Source organism: Mediterraneibacter agrestimuris, assembly GCF_943193195.1.
In the GTDB taxonomy this organism is placed as follows: domain Bacteria; phylum Bacillota; class Clostridia; order Lachnospirales; family Lachnospiraceae; genus Schaedlerella; species Schaedlerella agrestimuris.
Genome location: NZ_CALPDG010000004.1, coordinates 54,231 through 69,557, shown reverse-complemented (window position 1 = coordinate 69,557; position 15,327 = coordinate 54,231). Strand labels below are relative to the sequence as shown.

Genomic DNA, 15,327 nt, shown 5'->3' with positions numbered 1-15,327 from the left:
TAAGGCTGATAACGATATTACTTTAAAGAAAGGCAACTGTTGTACCTATCAAAATTAAATATGTGTGAGAGGACAAGCCTTTCAAGTTTTAGACGTTCAGAAATGAGCGTCTATTTTTTTACCCATATGAAAGGAGAATCAAACATTATGAAAAAGTTAATGACACGATTGCTTACAGGTGTCCTCACCCTTGCAACCGTATTTACTGCATTACCTGTTACACAGGTACAGGCGGCTGATTCCGTTTACACCCATTCTGACGGAAAAACGGGTACTGTCGTCAAGGTGACAGATGGCGGCGAAGAAGCGTCCACCTTTGAAGAAGGCTGGATGAAAGCTGACGGTGAAACTGCCTATTGCATTCAGTTAGGCGAAACATTCCAATCTGGCTATAAAACCCGTAAGGACGCAACGGAACGATTGAGCGAAGCACAGATTACAGACGTTGCCTTGAATCTGGAATACGTCAAGGAATATACCAAAAAGGGATTTACTGACGAACAGGCGTACTTGCTTCAACAGTGTACCGTATGGCGTAGATTAAGCGTTCATTTAGGCTGGGGATATAAAAACACCCATGTTGCCTATGATGAAATATCCAAAAGCGAACAGGATAAAATCTACGAGAACGCAAAGGCTTTCGCTAAAGAAAACAAAGACCGCTACGATTGCGGCGGCTATATCTATACTGGCGAGGGGCAGGATTTAGGACAGTTCTGGGCGAAGCTGGCTGTTGGAAACGGAAAGATTCAGAAGTCTTCCAGTAATACCACAATTACCAGCGACAATGATTGTTATTCCCTCTCTGGTGCGGCTTACGGTGTCTATTCTGATAAAGGCTGCACGAAGTCTGTTGCCACGCTTACGACCAATCGTGCTGGCAATACAGATACCGTGGAATTAAGAGCTGGAACATACTATGTAAAAGAAACAAAAGCTCCGAAAGGTTTCCAGTTGGATAAGGAGGTCTATACCCTTACCGTAAAGGCTGGTGAAACTGCCACTTTAAAGGTCAGCGATACCCCAAAGGTCACAGACACCTTAATCGAACTTTTCAAGATTGATATGGAAACTTCCAACAGTACGCCACAGGGTAACGCTGCTTTAGAGGGTGCAGAGTTTGTCTGGAAGTATTATGACGGGTATTACACAAAAGAGAATCTTCCATCACAGCCGACACGCACATGGACGACAAAGACCAAAGCGGAAAAAGGCAGCGACAACGCTATCCACTATATCACAAGATTAGCAGATTCCTATAAGGTATCTGGTGACAGCTTCTATACACAAAACGGTACTATCTGCCTGCCACTTGGAACGATTACCGTTGAGGAAAAAACTGCTCCAAAGGGTTATCTTTTAGACGGTGCATATATGCAGGCAAACGGAAACACCGAAAAAATCAACGGTGTCTATGTGGCACAGATTACAGAGGACGAAGAGCTTGCGAAATTAAGCGGATATAACCAGTATTCCGTATCAGACAAGGTTATCCGTGGCGGTGTAAAAATCCAAAAACGTGACCTTGAAACGAAAGACACAAAACCACAAGGCGGTGCGGCTTTGAAATATACTGCTTTTGAAATCACTTCCTTAAATGATAACGCTGTCTTGGTAGATGGTAAGCTATACAAGAAAAATGAGGTAGTCAAGACAATCCATACAGGTGTTGACGGTATCGCCACTACTGCCGCAGACACACTCCCATACGGACATTACAGAATTGATGAAGTAACGCCGCCAGAGGGATATTTAAAGGACGGTGCGGTTTCCCGTGAGTTTGACATTGTGAATGACAGTGAAATCGTTGATTTAACATCAGAGGAACATTCCATCTACAATCAGATTAAGCGTGGTGATATTGAGGGTGTGAAAATCGGTTCTGGCACTCACAAGCGATTGGCAAACGTGCCATTCAAAATCACCAGCAAGACCACAGGTGAGAGCCACATCATTGTGACGGATAAAAACGGTCAGTTCTCTACCGCTGCCGATTGGGTATCTCATAAGCAGAACACAAACGCTGGTAAGACCAGTGAGGACGGTATCTGGTTCGGTACGTCAGAGCCAGACGACAGCAAAGGTGCTTTGCTTTATGATACATACGAAATTGAAGAATTACGCTGTGATTCCAACAAGGGATTGAAGCTGATTCCTGCTTTTGATGTGGTAGTATCAAGAAACAAAGTTGTCATTGATTTAGGCACACTGACAGACGAATACGAGCCAGAAATCTCTATCCATACTACCGCTGCCGATAAGGCAACAGGTGAAAAAATGATTATTGCTGGTAAAGACGTAACTATCGTTGATACGGTCACTTTAGATGGTCTTGAAAAAGGCACAAAGTACCAGCTTAAAGGTTGGGAAATGGTAAAGTCTGAAAACGCAGAGCTTATCGTAGACGGTGAGCGTGTGGGAAATGATTATACGTTCACCGCAAAGGATTCCAAAATGGAAGTTGAGATTGCCTTTACTTTCAATGCCAGTGCTTTAGGCGGTAAAGACCTTGTAACCTTTGAAGAATTGTACGACCTTACCAATCCAGACGAGCCTGTCAAAGTGGCAGAACACAAGGACATTGAGGACGAGGGGCAGACCGTGACTATCGAAGAACGTGTGATTGAAATTCATACCAACGCTGCCGACAAAGCCACAGGTGAAAAGATGATTGTTGCTGGTAAAGAGGTAACTGTCATTGATACGGTCACTTTAGATGGCTTGGAAAAAGGTACAACATATCAGCTCAAAGGCTGGCAGATGGTGAAGTCTGAAAATGCACTGCTTTTGATTGACGGTCAACCTGTGGAGAGTGACTATACCTTTACTGCGGAAGATTCCAGTATGGAAGTCGAGATTGCTTTTACATTCAATGCTTCTGCTCTTGCAGGCAAAGACCTTGTAACATTCGAGGAATTGTATGATTTATCCAATCCAGACGAGCCTACAAAGGTAGCAGAACATAAGGACATCAAAGACGACGGGCAGACAGTGACTATCACAGAACGTATCATCACTATGCACACAACCGCTACGGATAAAGTAACAAGTGAAAAAACAATCGAAGCTGGTAAAAATATAACTATCGTTGATACGGTCACTTTAGACGGTCTGGAAAAAGGTACAAAATACACCCTTAAAGGTTGGGAAATGGTGAAGTCTGAAAATGCAGAGCTTATCATAAATGGTAAGCGTGTGGAAAATGACCTTACTTTCACCGCTACTGACACTAAGATGGAGGTTCAGATTGAATTTACATTTAATGCCAGCGAGCTTGGCGGTAAGGAACTTGTGACGTTTGAAGAATTGTATGATACAACCAATCCAGACAATCCTATCAAAGTAGCGGAACATAAGGACATCAAGGACGAGGGGCAGACAGTAACAATCAAGGAAGCTCCTACACCAGAGAAACCAACCACACCAGAAGAACCCAGCACGCCACACAAAACAGGTACTTCACCAAAAACAGGTGACAACACGCCATTTGCAGCACTATTCGCTATGATGGGAATTTCCGCTGCTGGTCTTATCTTTGCAGGTTATAAGAGATTCCGCAGAGTAAAAAAGTCTAAATAATACGGGAGGTATCAGCTTATGAAAACAACTTCCCGTTCACCGCCCATCATAAAGAAGTCAGTCTGTGGCTGACAGCTCAACTAAATTCTGCTTGACTACGATTTATCTTTCTGAATGTGGATTGTCAAGGGTGCGAAGCACAACGCTTGCCCTTGATAATTCACAGGCAGACAGATACTATCCCAACAGCAGAATGACACTATATAACATCAAACAAAATCAGAAAGAAAAGAGGTAAATATATTTATGGAATTAAAACACGTTATCCCGAACATGGAAAAGACATTCGGGAATTTAGAATTTGCAGGTGAAAATAAGGTTGAACAGCGCAGGATCAACGGACGCATGGCGGTAGTTTCCCGTAGCTTCAACCTTTATTCAGACGTACAGAGAGCCGACGACATTATCGTGGTTCTCCCTGCTTCTGCTGGTGAGAAGAATTTTGAATCAGAGGAAAAGGTAAAGCTTATCAACCCGAAAATCACCGCAGAGGGTTATAAAATCGGCACTAGAGGATTTACAAACTATATCTTGTCTGCTGACGATATGGTGAAAGCGTAAGGAGGTAAAGAGATTATGAGATTAGCAAACGGAATCATTATTGACAAGGAAAAAACATTCGGGGTATTGAAGTTCTCGGCGTTGCGTCGTGAGGTACATATCCAGAATGAGGACGGTACGGTTTCTGAAGAAATCAAGGAGCGTACCTACGATTTGAAATGCAAGGAACAAGGACGCATGATACAGGTAAGTATTCCTGCCACTGTTCCATTAAAGGAATTTGATTACAACGCAGAGGTGGAGCTTATCAATCCTGTGGCTGATACGGTGGCAACCGCTACGTTTCAAGGGGCAGACGTTGATTGGTATATCAAGGCAGACGATATTGTCTTGAAGAATAAAAACGGTCAATCCGCAGGAAATCCGCAGAACCATAACCAGCAGCCGCAGAATAAGAAATAAAGAAAGGAATTAGCCTATGCCACAATTCCATAAACGTGGGAATCGTATCAGAGCCAGTGATAAGTCACTGGTTTTTCGTTTCTCTGCTGGCTCGCTGCTTCTGCTATTCCTTGCTGTGGTTATGCTGCTGAATCTAAAGACAATCCTAACTACTGATTGGAAAGCAATTACGCTTTTTCAAGATGGCAGCGTCCATTTTACCATAACACCTTACATGATATTTACTATCATTATAGCCGCTCTGGTATGTGCTACCGCTGCCCTTTTATATCAACGATTCCAGTATGACAGAGTAAAGCAGCTCTTTCACCGTCAAAAGCTGGCACGTATGATTTTAGAGAATGGCTGGTATGAATCGGAAACAACGCAGGACAGCGGCTTTTTTAAGGATTTACCAGCGTCCAGCAAGAAAGAGAAAATCACCTATTTCCCTAAACTGTATTACCGTATGGAACATGGACTATTGTATATTCGTACAGAAATCACGCTGGGGAAATATCAAGACCAGCTCTTACATTTGGAAAAGAAGCTGGAAACAGGCTTGTATTGTGAGCTGGTATCAAAAGAATTAAAGGACAGCTACGTTGAATATGTGCTGCTCTATGACACTATCGCAAACAGAATTACCATTGACGAAGTACAGGCTGAACATGGCAGCCTGCGTCTGATGAAAAATGTCTGGTGGGAATATGACAAGCTCCCCCATATGCTGATTGCTGGCGGCACTGGTGGCGGTAAAACTTATTTTATCCTCACTATCATTGAAGCTCTGCTCCGCTGTAATGCGGTCATGTGTGTGTTAGACCCAAAGAACGCCGACCTTGCGGATTTATCCGTTGTCATGCCAGAGGTCTATTATAAAAAGGACGATATAACCGCCTGTATTGACAGGTTCTATGATGGCATGATGGAACGCTCGGAAAGCATGAAACAGTTAGACGATTACAAGACAGGTGAAAACTATGCTTATCTCGGTCTTGCTCCGCATTTTCTCATATTTGATGAATATGTGGCATTTATGGAAATGCTGACGACTAAGGAAAACGCTGCTGTTTTAAATAAGCTCAAACAGATAGTCATGCTCGGACGACAGGCAGGATATTTTCTGATTCTCGCCTGTCAGCGTCCAGACGCAAAGTATCTCGGTGACGGAATCCGTGACCAGTTCAATTTCCGTGTCGCTCTTGGTCGTATGTCAGAGCTTGGCTATTCCATGATGTTTGGTGAGGTGGATAAGGACTTTTTTCTAAAACAGATAAAAGGTCGTGGCTATGTCGATACGGGAACAAGTGTCATATCAGAGTTTTACACTCCCCTTGTACCCAAAGGACACGATTTTCTGAAAGAAATAGGGAAACTGGCACAAAACAGGCAGGACGGACAGGCGGCGTGCGAAGCGAAAGCCGCAGATACGGACTAGCCTGTGTTGGTGCGGCTTGCCGCACCAACCATTCGCCCCCCATTATCTAACAGGGGGGCACAAATCAACTGGAAACAGTTAATCAAATATCGGAAAGACCGCTTGAACAGTGGACTTTTTAAACATTCAAGGGAGTGTGACAAAATCGGTAACTGTCACATTCCTTTTTCGATTGGAGGGATTTTCACTGAATGATACCGATTGGATAAACGATTTTAAAGAAACACGGACGCAGTACGGCGTTTCCCAGAATCAGCTTGCGGTCATGGCTGGCGTTAGTCGTGAATACATCAGCAGGCTTGAATCTGGAAAAGTAGCCTTGACGGAAGAAATCAAGGTGAAATTCACGGACGCTCTGGAGCGATTGAATCCAGACAATCCGCTGGAAATGGTCTTTGATTACGTCAGAATCCGATTCCCCACACAGGACGTAAAACACGTGGTTGAGGATATTCTCAAATTAAGGCTTGATGTGATGATACATGAAGATTTCGGGTTCTACTCTTATGCGGAACATTATGTGCTTGGTGATGTGTTCGTGCTGGCTTCACCCGATAAGGAAAAAGGCACATTGTTAGAACTGAAAGGCAAAGGCTGCCGGCAGATGGAAAGTTACCTGCTGGCACAGCATAGGAGCTGGTATGACTTTCTCATGGACGCTCTGATAGAGGGAGGTGTGATGAAGCGTCTTGACCTTGCCATCAACGATATGGCAGGAATCTTAGATATTCCAGAGCTGACAGAGAAATGCAACCATGAAGAATGTATTTCCGTATTCCGCAGCTTCAAGAGCTACCGCAGCGGTGAGCTGGTAAGAAGCAACGAACAGGATAAATACGGAATGGGAAATACGCTTTATATCGGTTCGCTCAAATCGGAGGTTTATTTCTGTATCTATGAAAAGGACTATGAACAATACGCAAAGTATGACATAGCCATTGAAGATACGAAAATCAAGAACCGTTTTGAAATCAGGCTAAAAAATGAGCGAGCCTATTATGCGGTGCGTGACCTGCTGACCTACCATGACGCAGAGCGTACCGCTTTTGACATCATCAACCGTTATATGCGGTTCGCTGACAGGGAGGTGGATAAACGACGCAGCGAATGGAAAACCAATGAGAAATGGGCGTACTTTATCGGTTCTGATCGTGGGCGTTTGAAATTAACGACCAAACCAGAACCGTATACACTCACTCGGACGCTCAACTGGATAAGCAGACAGGTAGCTCCTACATGGAAAGTCTTACAGCAGATAGACAGTACCAACGGTACGACCTATCTTAAAGACATTTTAGACCATGCAAAGCTCACCGAGCGTCACAAAAAACTGATTGAACAGCAGACCACTTCCACAGAGGAACTCATTACAGAACAGGAGGAATGACAACATGAAGCATGTATTATTTGATTTATTTCTGGTATCGCTTGGTGCTGGTATCGGAGTAGTCACTATGTGTCTGATACAGGCTGGTAAAGCCGCAGACAGAGATTTTGAAATGATGGAAAGGAGAAAGAACTAATGAATTTCGGACAGAACTTATACAACTGGTTTTTATCTAACGCACAATCCCTTGTGCTTATGGCAATCACTGTTATCGGGGTATATCTTGGTTTCAAGCGTGAGTTTTCCAAACTTATCGGCTTTCTGGTGATTGCCTTAATCGCTGTCGGTTTGGTGTTCAATGCCGCTGGAGTGAAAGACGTACTGTTACAGTTATTCAACAAGATTATCGGTGCGTAGGAATCATCCGTTTGCGGACACGCAAACTTACCTTTCCCCTATGGGAGTTCGGGCATAGGGGGAATGAAAAGGGGGTGACGGAATGGTACACAAATAAATACCCGAACGCTGTCAATTATAAAAATGAAAACAAGAAAAATGGAGGTTACATTGAAAACAGATATTTTTGAGGATATGAAAGAGCTGGTCGGCTGTGACAATGTTTCTGATTTACCCTACCGTAAACGTGCGGTATGGGAAGAAATCAAACGACAAGTACCGCTAACATACCCGAAAGAACAATTAGAAAAATTCTCTCATTATGTATTCGGCGTAGATTATGCTGTTATAATGGGAATACTGGAAATGAAGAAAGGAAGTGATAAGCCTTGCAGGAAATGCGAATCTACCTTTTAAACAATACCAGACCTTACCGTGACGGTGACGAGGAATACGCTGGTGATTGGTTTGGCTGCCCTGTGGATTTTGAGGAAGTCAGAGAAAAACTCGGTGTGGAACATGAAGAACAGATTGAGATTGCAGACTATGAGCTGCCCTTTGACGTACACAGCGATATGCCCCTTTGGGAAATCAACGCCAACTGCCGCATAGTTCTTGAAATGGAGGGTACGCCTGTCGGTAATGAAATGAAAGCCATTCAACAGAAATGGTTCACCAGCTTTGATGAATTTATCGACCACAAGGACGAGATACGTTACTATGATGTGGGTGACGGTGCAGCTCTGGCGGAACACCTTATCTGTGAGGAAAATATTTTCGGTGAGATTCCCCACGAGCTTCAAAAACATATCGACTACCATTCCTACGGAAACGAGCTGGAAATGGACGACAGATACCTTTTCACGACAAGCGGCGTATTCCGCTATCAGTAAAGGGGTGATGTGGTATCGAAGAAATGAGGATTTATGTTGCCAATCTCGGAAAATATAATGAGGGTGAGCTTGTGGGTGCGTGGTTCACACCGCCTGTTGATTATGACGAGATGGCAGAACGTATCGGCTTGAATGACAGGTACGAAGAATACGCTATCCATGATTATGAGCTGCCTTTTGAGATTGACGAATACACGCCCATTGAGGAAATCAACCGCCTTTGTGAAATGGTGGAGGACTTACCAGAGGATATACAGGACGAATTATCAGAACTTCTCTGCTGTTTCAGCAGCATAGAGGAATTATGCGAACACGCAGACGATATTATCCATTATCCCGATTGTGACGATATGACAGACGTTGCCTATTACTTCATAGATGAATGTCAAAGTCTGGGTGAGATACCAGACAGGATAAGAAACTACATAGACTATGAAGCCTACGGGCGTGACCTTGATTTAGAGGGGCGTTTTGTCGTCACCAATCATGGCGTGTTTGAATGTCCGTATTAACAACTGAATATTTACCATATGCCAGTGAAATGACACTGGTTATTTTTATGCAGCAGCTTGTGAAAACAGGCTGCTGTTTCCATTTAAGAAAAAGAAAGGAGCTGTAAAAATTGAAGAAAATCAAAAGCTATACAAGCATATGGAGCGTGGAAAAAGTCATTTATGCAATCAACGACTTTCAGCTCCCGTTCCCTGTCACGTTCAGCCAGATGGCTTGGTTTGTCCTGTCGCTGCTTATCGTGATTCTCTTTGGGGAGCTGCCGCCCTTTTCCATGATTGACGGGGCGTTCCTCAAATACTTTGGAATCCCTGTCGCTTTTACATGGTTCGTATCGCAAAAGACCTTTGACGGGAAGAAGCCATTTGGATTCTTGAAATCCTGTATTTCGTTTTGCTTACGACCAAAAGTGACCTATGCAGGAAAAGCCATCAGGCTGAAACATGAAAAATTCAATCCCGTTATTACGACAGTTAGGAGTGTGATGTATGTTCCCGATTAAATATATTGAAAACAATCTGGTGTTCAACCATGACGGTGAGTGCTTCGCCTACTATGAGCTGACGCCTTACAATTATTCGTTCCTGTCGCCAGAGGAAAAGTACATGGTGCATGACAGTTTCCGACAGCTTATCGCCCAGAACCGTGACGGGAAAATCCATGCCCTACAGATTGCCACAGAGGACAGCCTGCGTGCGGTGCAGGAACGCTCCAAAAAAGGAATCACAGGCAGATTGAAAGAAATAGCCTGTAAAAAAGTAGACGAACAGACAGAAGCGTTAGTTGAAATGATTGGCGAAAATCAGATTGACTACCGCTTTTTTCTTGGCTTCAAGCTGCTGGTAAATGAGGAAGAAATCAATCTGAAAGCCATGCGAAAATCAGCGGCTATGACCTTTGCCGATTTTATCTATGAAGTCAATCACAGGCTCATGGGTGACTTTGTTTCCATGAGTAATGATGAAATCAACCGTTTTATGAAGATGGAAAAGCTCTTGGAGAGCAAAATCTCACGCCGCTTTCAGTTCCGCAGGCTGGATAAGAACGACTTTGGGTATCTCTTGGAACATATCTACGGGAATACAGGCGTTGCGTACAGTGATTATTCGTATGAGCTGCCTGTCAAGAAGCTAAAGCGTGAAACGCTGGTAAAACGATATGACCTTATCCGCCCGACACGCTGCCAGATAACCGAAAACCAGCGATACCTAAAGATTGAGCGTGAAGATCAGACGACGTATGTCGCCTACTTCACGATTAACAATATCGTAGGTGAGCTGGATTTTCCGTCAAGTGAGATATTTTATTACCAGCAGCAACAATTCACGTTCCCTGTTTCCACTTCTATGAATGTAGAGATTGTGACGAATAAGAAAGCATTAACCACTGTCCGTAACAAGAAAAAAGAATTGAAAGACTTGGATAACCACGCTTGGGAATCCAATAACGAAACGGGAAGTAATGTCATGGACGCTTTGGATTCGGTCAATGAGCTGGAAACCAGCTTAGACCAATCAAAGGAATCCATGTATAAATTATCTTACGTTATCCGTGTGGCGGCTGATACTCTGGAAGAACTGAAAAGACGTTGTGATGAAGTCAAGGACTTTTACGACGATTTGAATGTAAAGCTGGTTCGCCCGTTCGGTGATATGTTAGGGCTTCACGGTGAATTTATCCCGTCAAGCAGGCGTTACATCAATGATTATATCCAGTATGTTACCAGTGATTTTCTCGCTGGACTTGGATTCGGTGCGACACAGCAGCTTGGGGAAACAGACGGTATCTATATCGGCTATAACCTCGACACAGGGAAAAACGTATATCTGAAACCCAGCCTTGCAGCACAGGGCGTTAAGGGTTCAGTGACGAATGCTCTTGCGGCAGCGTTTCTCGGTTCGCTTGGTGGCGGAAAGTCATTCTGCAACAATCTGATTATTTATTATGCGGTACTGTTTGGAGGAAAGGCGGTCATTGTAGACCCGAAATCAGAGCGTGGCAACTGGCAGGAAACCTTACCCGATATTGCACATGAAATAAAAATCGTCAACCTTACCAGTGAGGACAGGAACAAAGGACTACTTGACCCGTATGTGATTATGAAGCGTACAAAAGACGCTGAAAGCCTTGCGATTGATATACTTACATTCCTTACGGGTATTTCTTCCCGTGACGGTGAAAAGTTCCCTGTCCTTAGACGTGCAATCCGTTCTGTCACACAGAGTAAACAGCGTGGGTTGCTGCGTGTCATTGATGAACTCCGCAAAGACGGTTCACCTGTGGCAGAGAATATCGCAGACCATATCGAAAGCATGACGGACTATGACTTTGCACACCTCTTATTCTCGGACGGTGACGTAAAGCAGTCCATCAGCTTAGACCGACAATTAAATATCATACAGGTGGCAGACCTTGTACTGCCAGATAAGGACACGACTTTCACGGAATACACCACTATGGAGCTGCTTTCAGTGGCTATGTTGATTGTCATTAGTACCTTTGCCTTAGACTTTATCCATTCGGACAGAAGCATTTTCAAGATGGTGGATTTAGACGAAGCGTGGACGTTCTTACAGGTGGCACAGGGAAAAGCTCTCTCCAACAAGCTGCTTCGTGCTGGTCGTTCCATGAACGCCGCAGTTTACTTTGTGACACAAAACTCTGGTGATGTGGACGACGAAAAGATGAAGAACAATATCGGCTTGAAGTTTGCCTTTAGAAGCACAGATATAAAGGAAATCAAAAATACCCTTGAATTTTTCGGTGTGGATAAAGAGGACGAGGGCAACCAAAAGCGGCTTAGGGATTTGGAAAACGGACAATGCCTGTTTCAAGATTTATATGGGCGTGTAGGAGTTATCCAGATTCACCCTGTATTCGCTGACCTGTTCCATGCCTTTGACACCAGACCGCCAGTACAGACGGAAGAATCGAGGTGAAGCCTATGGATAAGAAAAAGATAGTCCGCTATCTGCTTATCACGTTTGCGGTGATTCTCGGTGTGCTGGTGTTTCTGGCAATCACGGGTACGGTAGCTCATGCGGCTGGTCTGGTAGACAATACGGTGAGCGACGCTAACGCCTATTCAAAATATCCGCTGGAAAACTACCAGTTGGATTTCTATGTGGATTCGGGTTGGGATTGGCTGCCGTGGAACTGGCTTGATGGTATCGGAAAAAGTATTCAGTACGGACTATATGCTATCACGAACTTTGTCTGGACGGTGAGCCTTTATATCTCCAATGCAACGGGATATGTGGTACAGGAAGCCTATAAGCTGGATTTTATCTCTGACACCGCAAATGCAATCGGAAAGAATATTCAGACGCTTGCAGGTGTCACTTCCAGCGGTTTTTCCAGTGAGGGGTTCTATGTGGGATTCCTGCTTATCCTCATTCTGGTAATGGGTATCTATGTGGCGTACACAGGACTTATCAAGAGGGAAACCACAAAAGCGGTTCATGCGGTAGTCAATTTCCTTGTGGTATTTGTCCTGTCAGCGTCCTTTATTGCCTACGCTCCAAACTATATCAGCAAAATCAATGACTTTTCCGCTGATATAAGCAGCTCGGCGTTATCACTTGGCACAAAGATTGTGCTGCCCGATTCCAACAGCAAAGGAAAAGACAGTGTAGACTTGATAAGGGATAGCTTATTTTCCATACAGGTGAAACAACCGTGGCTGCTGTTACAATATGGGGAATCGGATATAGAAACGCTTGGTGCTGACCGTGTGGAAAGCCTGTTGTCGGCAAGTCCAGACACGGACGACAGGGAGGATGTTGTTGTTGAGGAAATCGAGGACAGGGATAATGCGAATTTAAGCGTCACAAAGACCATGAGCCGACTAGGGACGGTGGTATTCCTGTTTATCTTCAATATCGGAATCTCCATCTTTGTATTCCTGCTTACGGGCATGATGATTTTCTCACAGGTACTATTTATCATTTACGCTATGTTCCTGCCGATTAGCTTTATTTTATCCATGATACCGACCTATGAGGGAATGGCGAAAAAGGCACTTACAAAACTGTTTAACACTATCATGCTTCGTGCTGGTATTACGCTGATTATCACGACAGCTTTCAGCATATCCACTATGTTTTATTCGATTTCCTCTGGCTATCCGTTCTTCATGGTTGCCTTTTTGCAGATAGTCACCTTTGCAGGTATTTACATGAAGCTGGGTGATTTGATGTCCATGTTCAGCTTACAGGCAAACGATACACAGCAGGTCGGCAGACGTATCATGCGTAGACCGTATATGTTCCTAAGCCGCAGAGCCAGACGCTTGGAGCGTAAAATCGGAAGAACGGTGGCGGCTGGTGCTGCTGGCGGTGCTGTTGGTGCTGCGGCTGCTTCTGCTTCTACGAAAAAGACAGATAAGACAAAATCAGCAGGCAGCGGTCATTCCAGACCAAACCATGACAATCCATCTTCCCATAGCGGAGGTAAGGGAAAGCCGCCAGCTCTGCCTGATAACATGAATCAAAAAGATTCTTCTCAATCGACAGTACATAGCAGCTCTACAAGCCAGACGCAGGAGGTGTCGGATTCTAAGCGCGGTATCGTGGATAAAAAGGCGGTATCAAAACAACCACAATCGGAGAAACAGGATAAGCAAAGACCGATAGTTGATAAGAAGCGTGTGGAACAGGATAAGGAGCGACAGGTCGCTGGATCAGTGACAAAAGGAACTGCCCCAGTGCATGAGCGACCAGTGACAACGCCTGTACCTACAAAGGCAGCTCCACAAGCAGCAGCTTCTAAACAGGAATCTGCTACGAAAGAACGTCCTGCAACTGTGACAAAGAAACAATCACAATCTGCCAGAGCAAAAGAACCTGTTGCCAGACAGCAGGAAAATGTAAGGACACAGGTTGCCAGAAAGGCTTCACCAGATACAACGAAACAGGCTGTACCTGCTGAAAATATGACCCGTCAGACCGTGCAACGCCAGAAGCAGACAAAGACCGTACAAAAAAAGAATGTCATAAAATCCACCGTGAACAAGACCGCCCAAAGGAAAGGAAGTAAGAAATGAAGCTAAGGCATTTAGCGGTATTCGGTGGGATATTCACGGTGGTTATCAGTTTGCTTCTGTTCCTGTTTATCGTGACCGCAGATGATGAAGAAAGCAGCACGTCCCATTTTGATTTTTCTGGATTGAATCTGTCGGAGGAAGTGCTGAAACATCAGCCGACGGTGGAAAAATACGCAAAGGAATACGGGATTGAGGACTATGTGAATTACCTGCTTGCCATCATGCAGGTAGAATCTGGCGGCACGGTAGCGGACGTTATGCAATCGTCAGAATCCCTCGGTTTGCCGCCCAACTCCCTTTCCACGGAGGAATCCATCAAACAGGGGTGTAAATACTTCTCGGAGCTGTTGAAATCCGCAGAAGCAAAAGGCTGTGATATTGACACGGTGGTACAAGCCTATAACTATGGCGGAGGCTTCATTGATTATGTGGCGAAGCATGGCAAGAAGTACACCTCTCCGCTGGCTGTCAATTTCGCAAGGGATAAGTCAGGCGGTGTGAAAGTCACTTATAAAAATGAGATTGCCATTAAGGAAAATGGCGGCTGGCGTTATAAGTATGGAAATATGTTTTATGTGCGGCTGGTGAACCAGTATTTAGCGGTTCCCAGTTTCAGTGACGCTACCGCACAGGCAATCTTCAACGAAGCGTTGAAGTATCAAGGATGGAAATATGTCTTTGGCGGCAGCAATCCAAACACCAGCTTTGATTGTTCTGGTCTGGTTCAGTGGTGTTATGGAAAGGCTGGTATCAGCCTGCCCCGTACCGCACAGGCACAGTATGACGCTACGCAGCACATACCGCTGTCACAGGCGAAAGCTGGTGACTTGGTATTCTTCCACTCCACCTATAACGCTGGAACATATGTAACACACGTTGGTATCGTGCGTCCAGAGGGACGAAAGTTAGAAGTAGATTAAAGAAAGGGGGACAGAAAAAAAAGGCACTACCCCGTAAGATAACACGGGAAACCACCTGCCTAACCGAAAGGTGAAAACTGTACGGGAAAATAGCACGGCAGGAAAGCAGAAAGTTGTTCAAAGACAATAGAGCACGACTGAACTGCAAGGTTAAGTGAATATGAGGATAAAACTAGATTTGTTGAATGTGAGTTCCAAACCTCTGTTACGTGTGGACACAGGAAACTTGTCTGAAACCTGTGGTATGAGTAACGCTGAAAATAAATGCCTTTCAG

The 15,327-nt window shown here is 44.5% G+C and carries 13 protein-coding genes and 1 pseudogene; all 14 read left to right on the top strand.

Annotation, left to right across the window (positions count from 1 at the left end; all coding sequences use genetic code 11):
- The first annotated feature begins 147 nt into the window (after positions 1–147).
- Positions 148–3,579, top strand: a complete 3,432-nt coding sequence (locus NFS18_RS03560) for a VaFE repeat-containing surface-anchored protein (RefSeq protein ID WP_251388013.1) — start codon at positions 148–150, stop codon at positions 3,577–3,579.
- A 246-nt stretch (positions 3,580–3,825) separates the two neighbouring features.
- Positions 3,826–4,140, top strand: a complete 315-nt coding sequence (locus tag NFS18_RS03555) for a YdcP family protein (protein ID WP_251388012.1) — start codon at positions 3,826–3,828, stop codon at positions 4,138–4,140.
- 15 nt (positions 4,141–4,155) lie between these two features.
- On the top strand, positions 4,156–4,542 hold the full coding sequence (locus NFS18_RS03550; protein ID WP_251388010.1) for a YdcP family protein: 387 nt from the start codon (positions 4,156–4,158) through the stop codon (positions 4,540–4,542).
- Positions 4,543–4,558: 16 nt separating this feature from the next.
- Complete coding sequence (locus NFS18_RS03545) at positions 4,559–5,962, top strand: helicase HerA domain-containing protein (protein ID WP_251388008.1); 1,404 nt, start codon at positions 4,559–4,561, stop codon at positions 5,960–5,962.
- Positions 5,963–6,098: 136 nt separating this feature from the next.
- Positions 6,099–7,349 (top strand): MobT family relaxase, encoded by a 1,251-nt coding sequence (gene mobT, locus NFS18_RS03540; RefSeq protein WP_251388006.1) that lies wholly within the window; start codon positions 6,099–6,101, stop codon positions 7,347–7,349.
- A 4-nt stretch (positions 7,350–7,353) separates the two neighbouring features.
- Positions 7,354–7,485, top strand: a complete 132-nt coding sequence (locus NFS18_RS03535) for a DUF3789 domain-containing protein (protein WP_251388004.1) — start codon at positions 7,354–7,356, stop codon at positions 7,483–7,485.
- Complete coding sequence (locus NFS18_RS03530; protein ID WP_251388002.1) at positions 7,485–7,706, top strand: hypothetical protein; 222 nt, start codon at positions 7,485–7,487, stop codon at positions 7,704–7,706. Before NFS18_RS03535 ends, NFS18_RS03530 begins: the two co-directional genes overlap by 1 nt.
- Positions 7,707–7,856: 150 nt before the next feature.
- Positions 7,857–8,102, top strand: a complete 246-nt coding sequence (locus NFS18_RS03525; protein WP_251388000.1) for a hypothetical protein — start codon at positions 7,857–7,859, stop codon at positions 8,100–8,102.
- On the top strand, positions 8,084–8,578 hold the full coding sequence (locus tag NFS18_RS03520) for an antirestriction protein ArdA (protein ID WP_251388237.1): 495 nt from the start codon (positions 8,084–8,086) through the stop codon (positions 8,576–8,578). Before NFS18_RS03525 ends, NFS18_RS03520 begins: the two co-directional genes overlap by 19 nt.
- A gap of 23 nt (positions 8,579–8,601) precedes the next feature.
- Positions 8,602–9,090: an antirestriction protein ArdA gene (locus tag NFS18_RS03515; protein WP_408631545.1), complete on the top strand. Its 489-nt coding sequence runs from the start codon at positions 8,602–8,604 to the stop codon at positions 9,088–9,090.
- 110 nt (positions 9,091–9,200) lie between these two features.
- Positions 9,201–9,590: a conjugal transfer protein gene (locus NFS18_RS03510; RefSeq protein ID WP_251387998.1), complete on the top strand. Its 390-nt coding sequence runs from the start codon at positions 9,201–9,203 to the stop codon at positions 9,588–9,590.
- On the top strand, positions 9,577–12,027 hold the full coding sequence (tcpF, locus tag NFS18_RS03505) for a conjugal transfer ATPase TcpF (RefSeq protein ID WP_251387996.1): 2,451 nt from the start codon (positions 9,577–9,579) through the stop codon (positions 12,025–12,027). Before NFS18_RS03510 ends, tcpF begins: the two co-directional genes overlap by 14 nt.
- 5 nt (positions 12,028–12,032) lie before the next feature.
- Positions 12,033–14,132: a CD3337/EF1877 family mobilome membrane protein gene (locus NFS18_RS03500; RefSeq protein ID WP_251387994.1), complete on the top strand. Its 2,100-nt coding sequence runs from the start codon at positions 12,033–12,035 to the stop codon at positions 14,130–14,132.
- Positions 14,129–15,016, top strand: a pseudogene (locus NFS18_RS03495) (bifunctional lytic transglycosylase/C40 family peptidase); the annotation flags it as partial. The gene NFS18_RS03500 and the pseudogene NFS18_RS03495, both read left to right, overlap by 4 nt.
- Between the last annotated feature and the right edge of the window lie 311 nt (positions 15,017–15,327).

Coding starts and splice junctions, on each gene's coding strand:
- tcpF (WP_251387996.1), top strand. CDS start 9,577: ATGTTCCCGATTAAATATATTGAAAACAATCTGGTGTTCAACCATGAC.
- NFS18_RS03515 (WP_408631545.1), top strand. CDS start 8,602: ATGAGGATTTATGTTGCCAATCTCGGAAAATATAATGAGGGTGAGCTT.
- NFS18_RS03555 (WP_251388012.1), top strand. CDS start 3,826: ATGGAATTAAAACACGTTATCCCGAACATGGAAAAGACATTCGGGAAT.
- NFS18_RS03500 (WP_251387994.1), top strand. CDS start 12,033: ATGGATAAGAAAAAGATAGTCCGCTATCTGCTTATCACGTTTGCGGTG.
- NFS18_RS03560 (WP_251388013.1), top strand. CDS start 148: ATGAAAAAGTTAATGACACGATTGCTTACAGGTGTCCTCACCCTTGCA.
- NFS18_RS03530 (WP_251388002.1), top strand. CDS start 7,485: ATGAATTTCGGACAGAACTTATACAACTGGTTTTTATCTAACGCACAA.
- NFS18_RS03550 (WP_251388010.1), top strand. CDS start 4,156: ATGAGATTAGCAAACGGAATCATTATTGACAAGGAAAAAACATTCGGG.
- NFS18_RS03520 (WP_251388237.1), top strand. CDS start 8,084: ATGCGAATCTACCTTTTAAACAATACCAGACCTTACCGTGACGGTGAC.
- NFS18_RS03535 (WP_251388004.1), top strand. CDS start 7,354: ATGAAGCATGTATTATTTGATTTATTTCTGGTATCGCTTGGTGCTGGT.
- NFS18_RS03545 (WP_251388008.1), top strand. CDS start 4,559: ATGCCACAATTCCATAAACGTGGGAATCGTATCAGAGCCAGTGATAAG.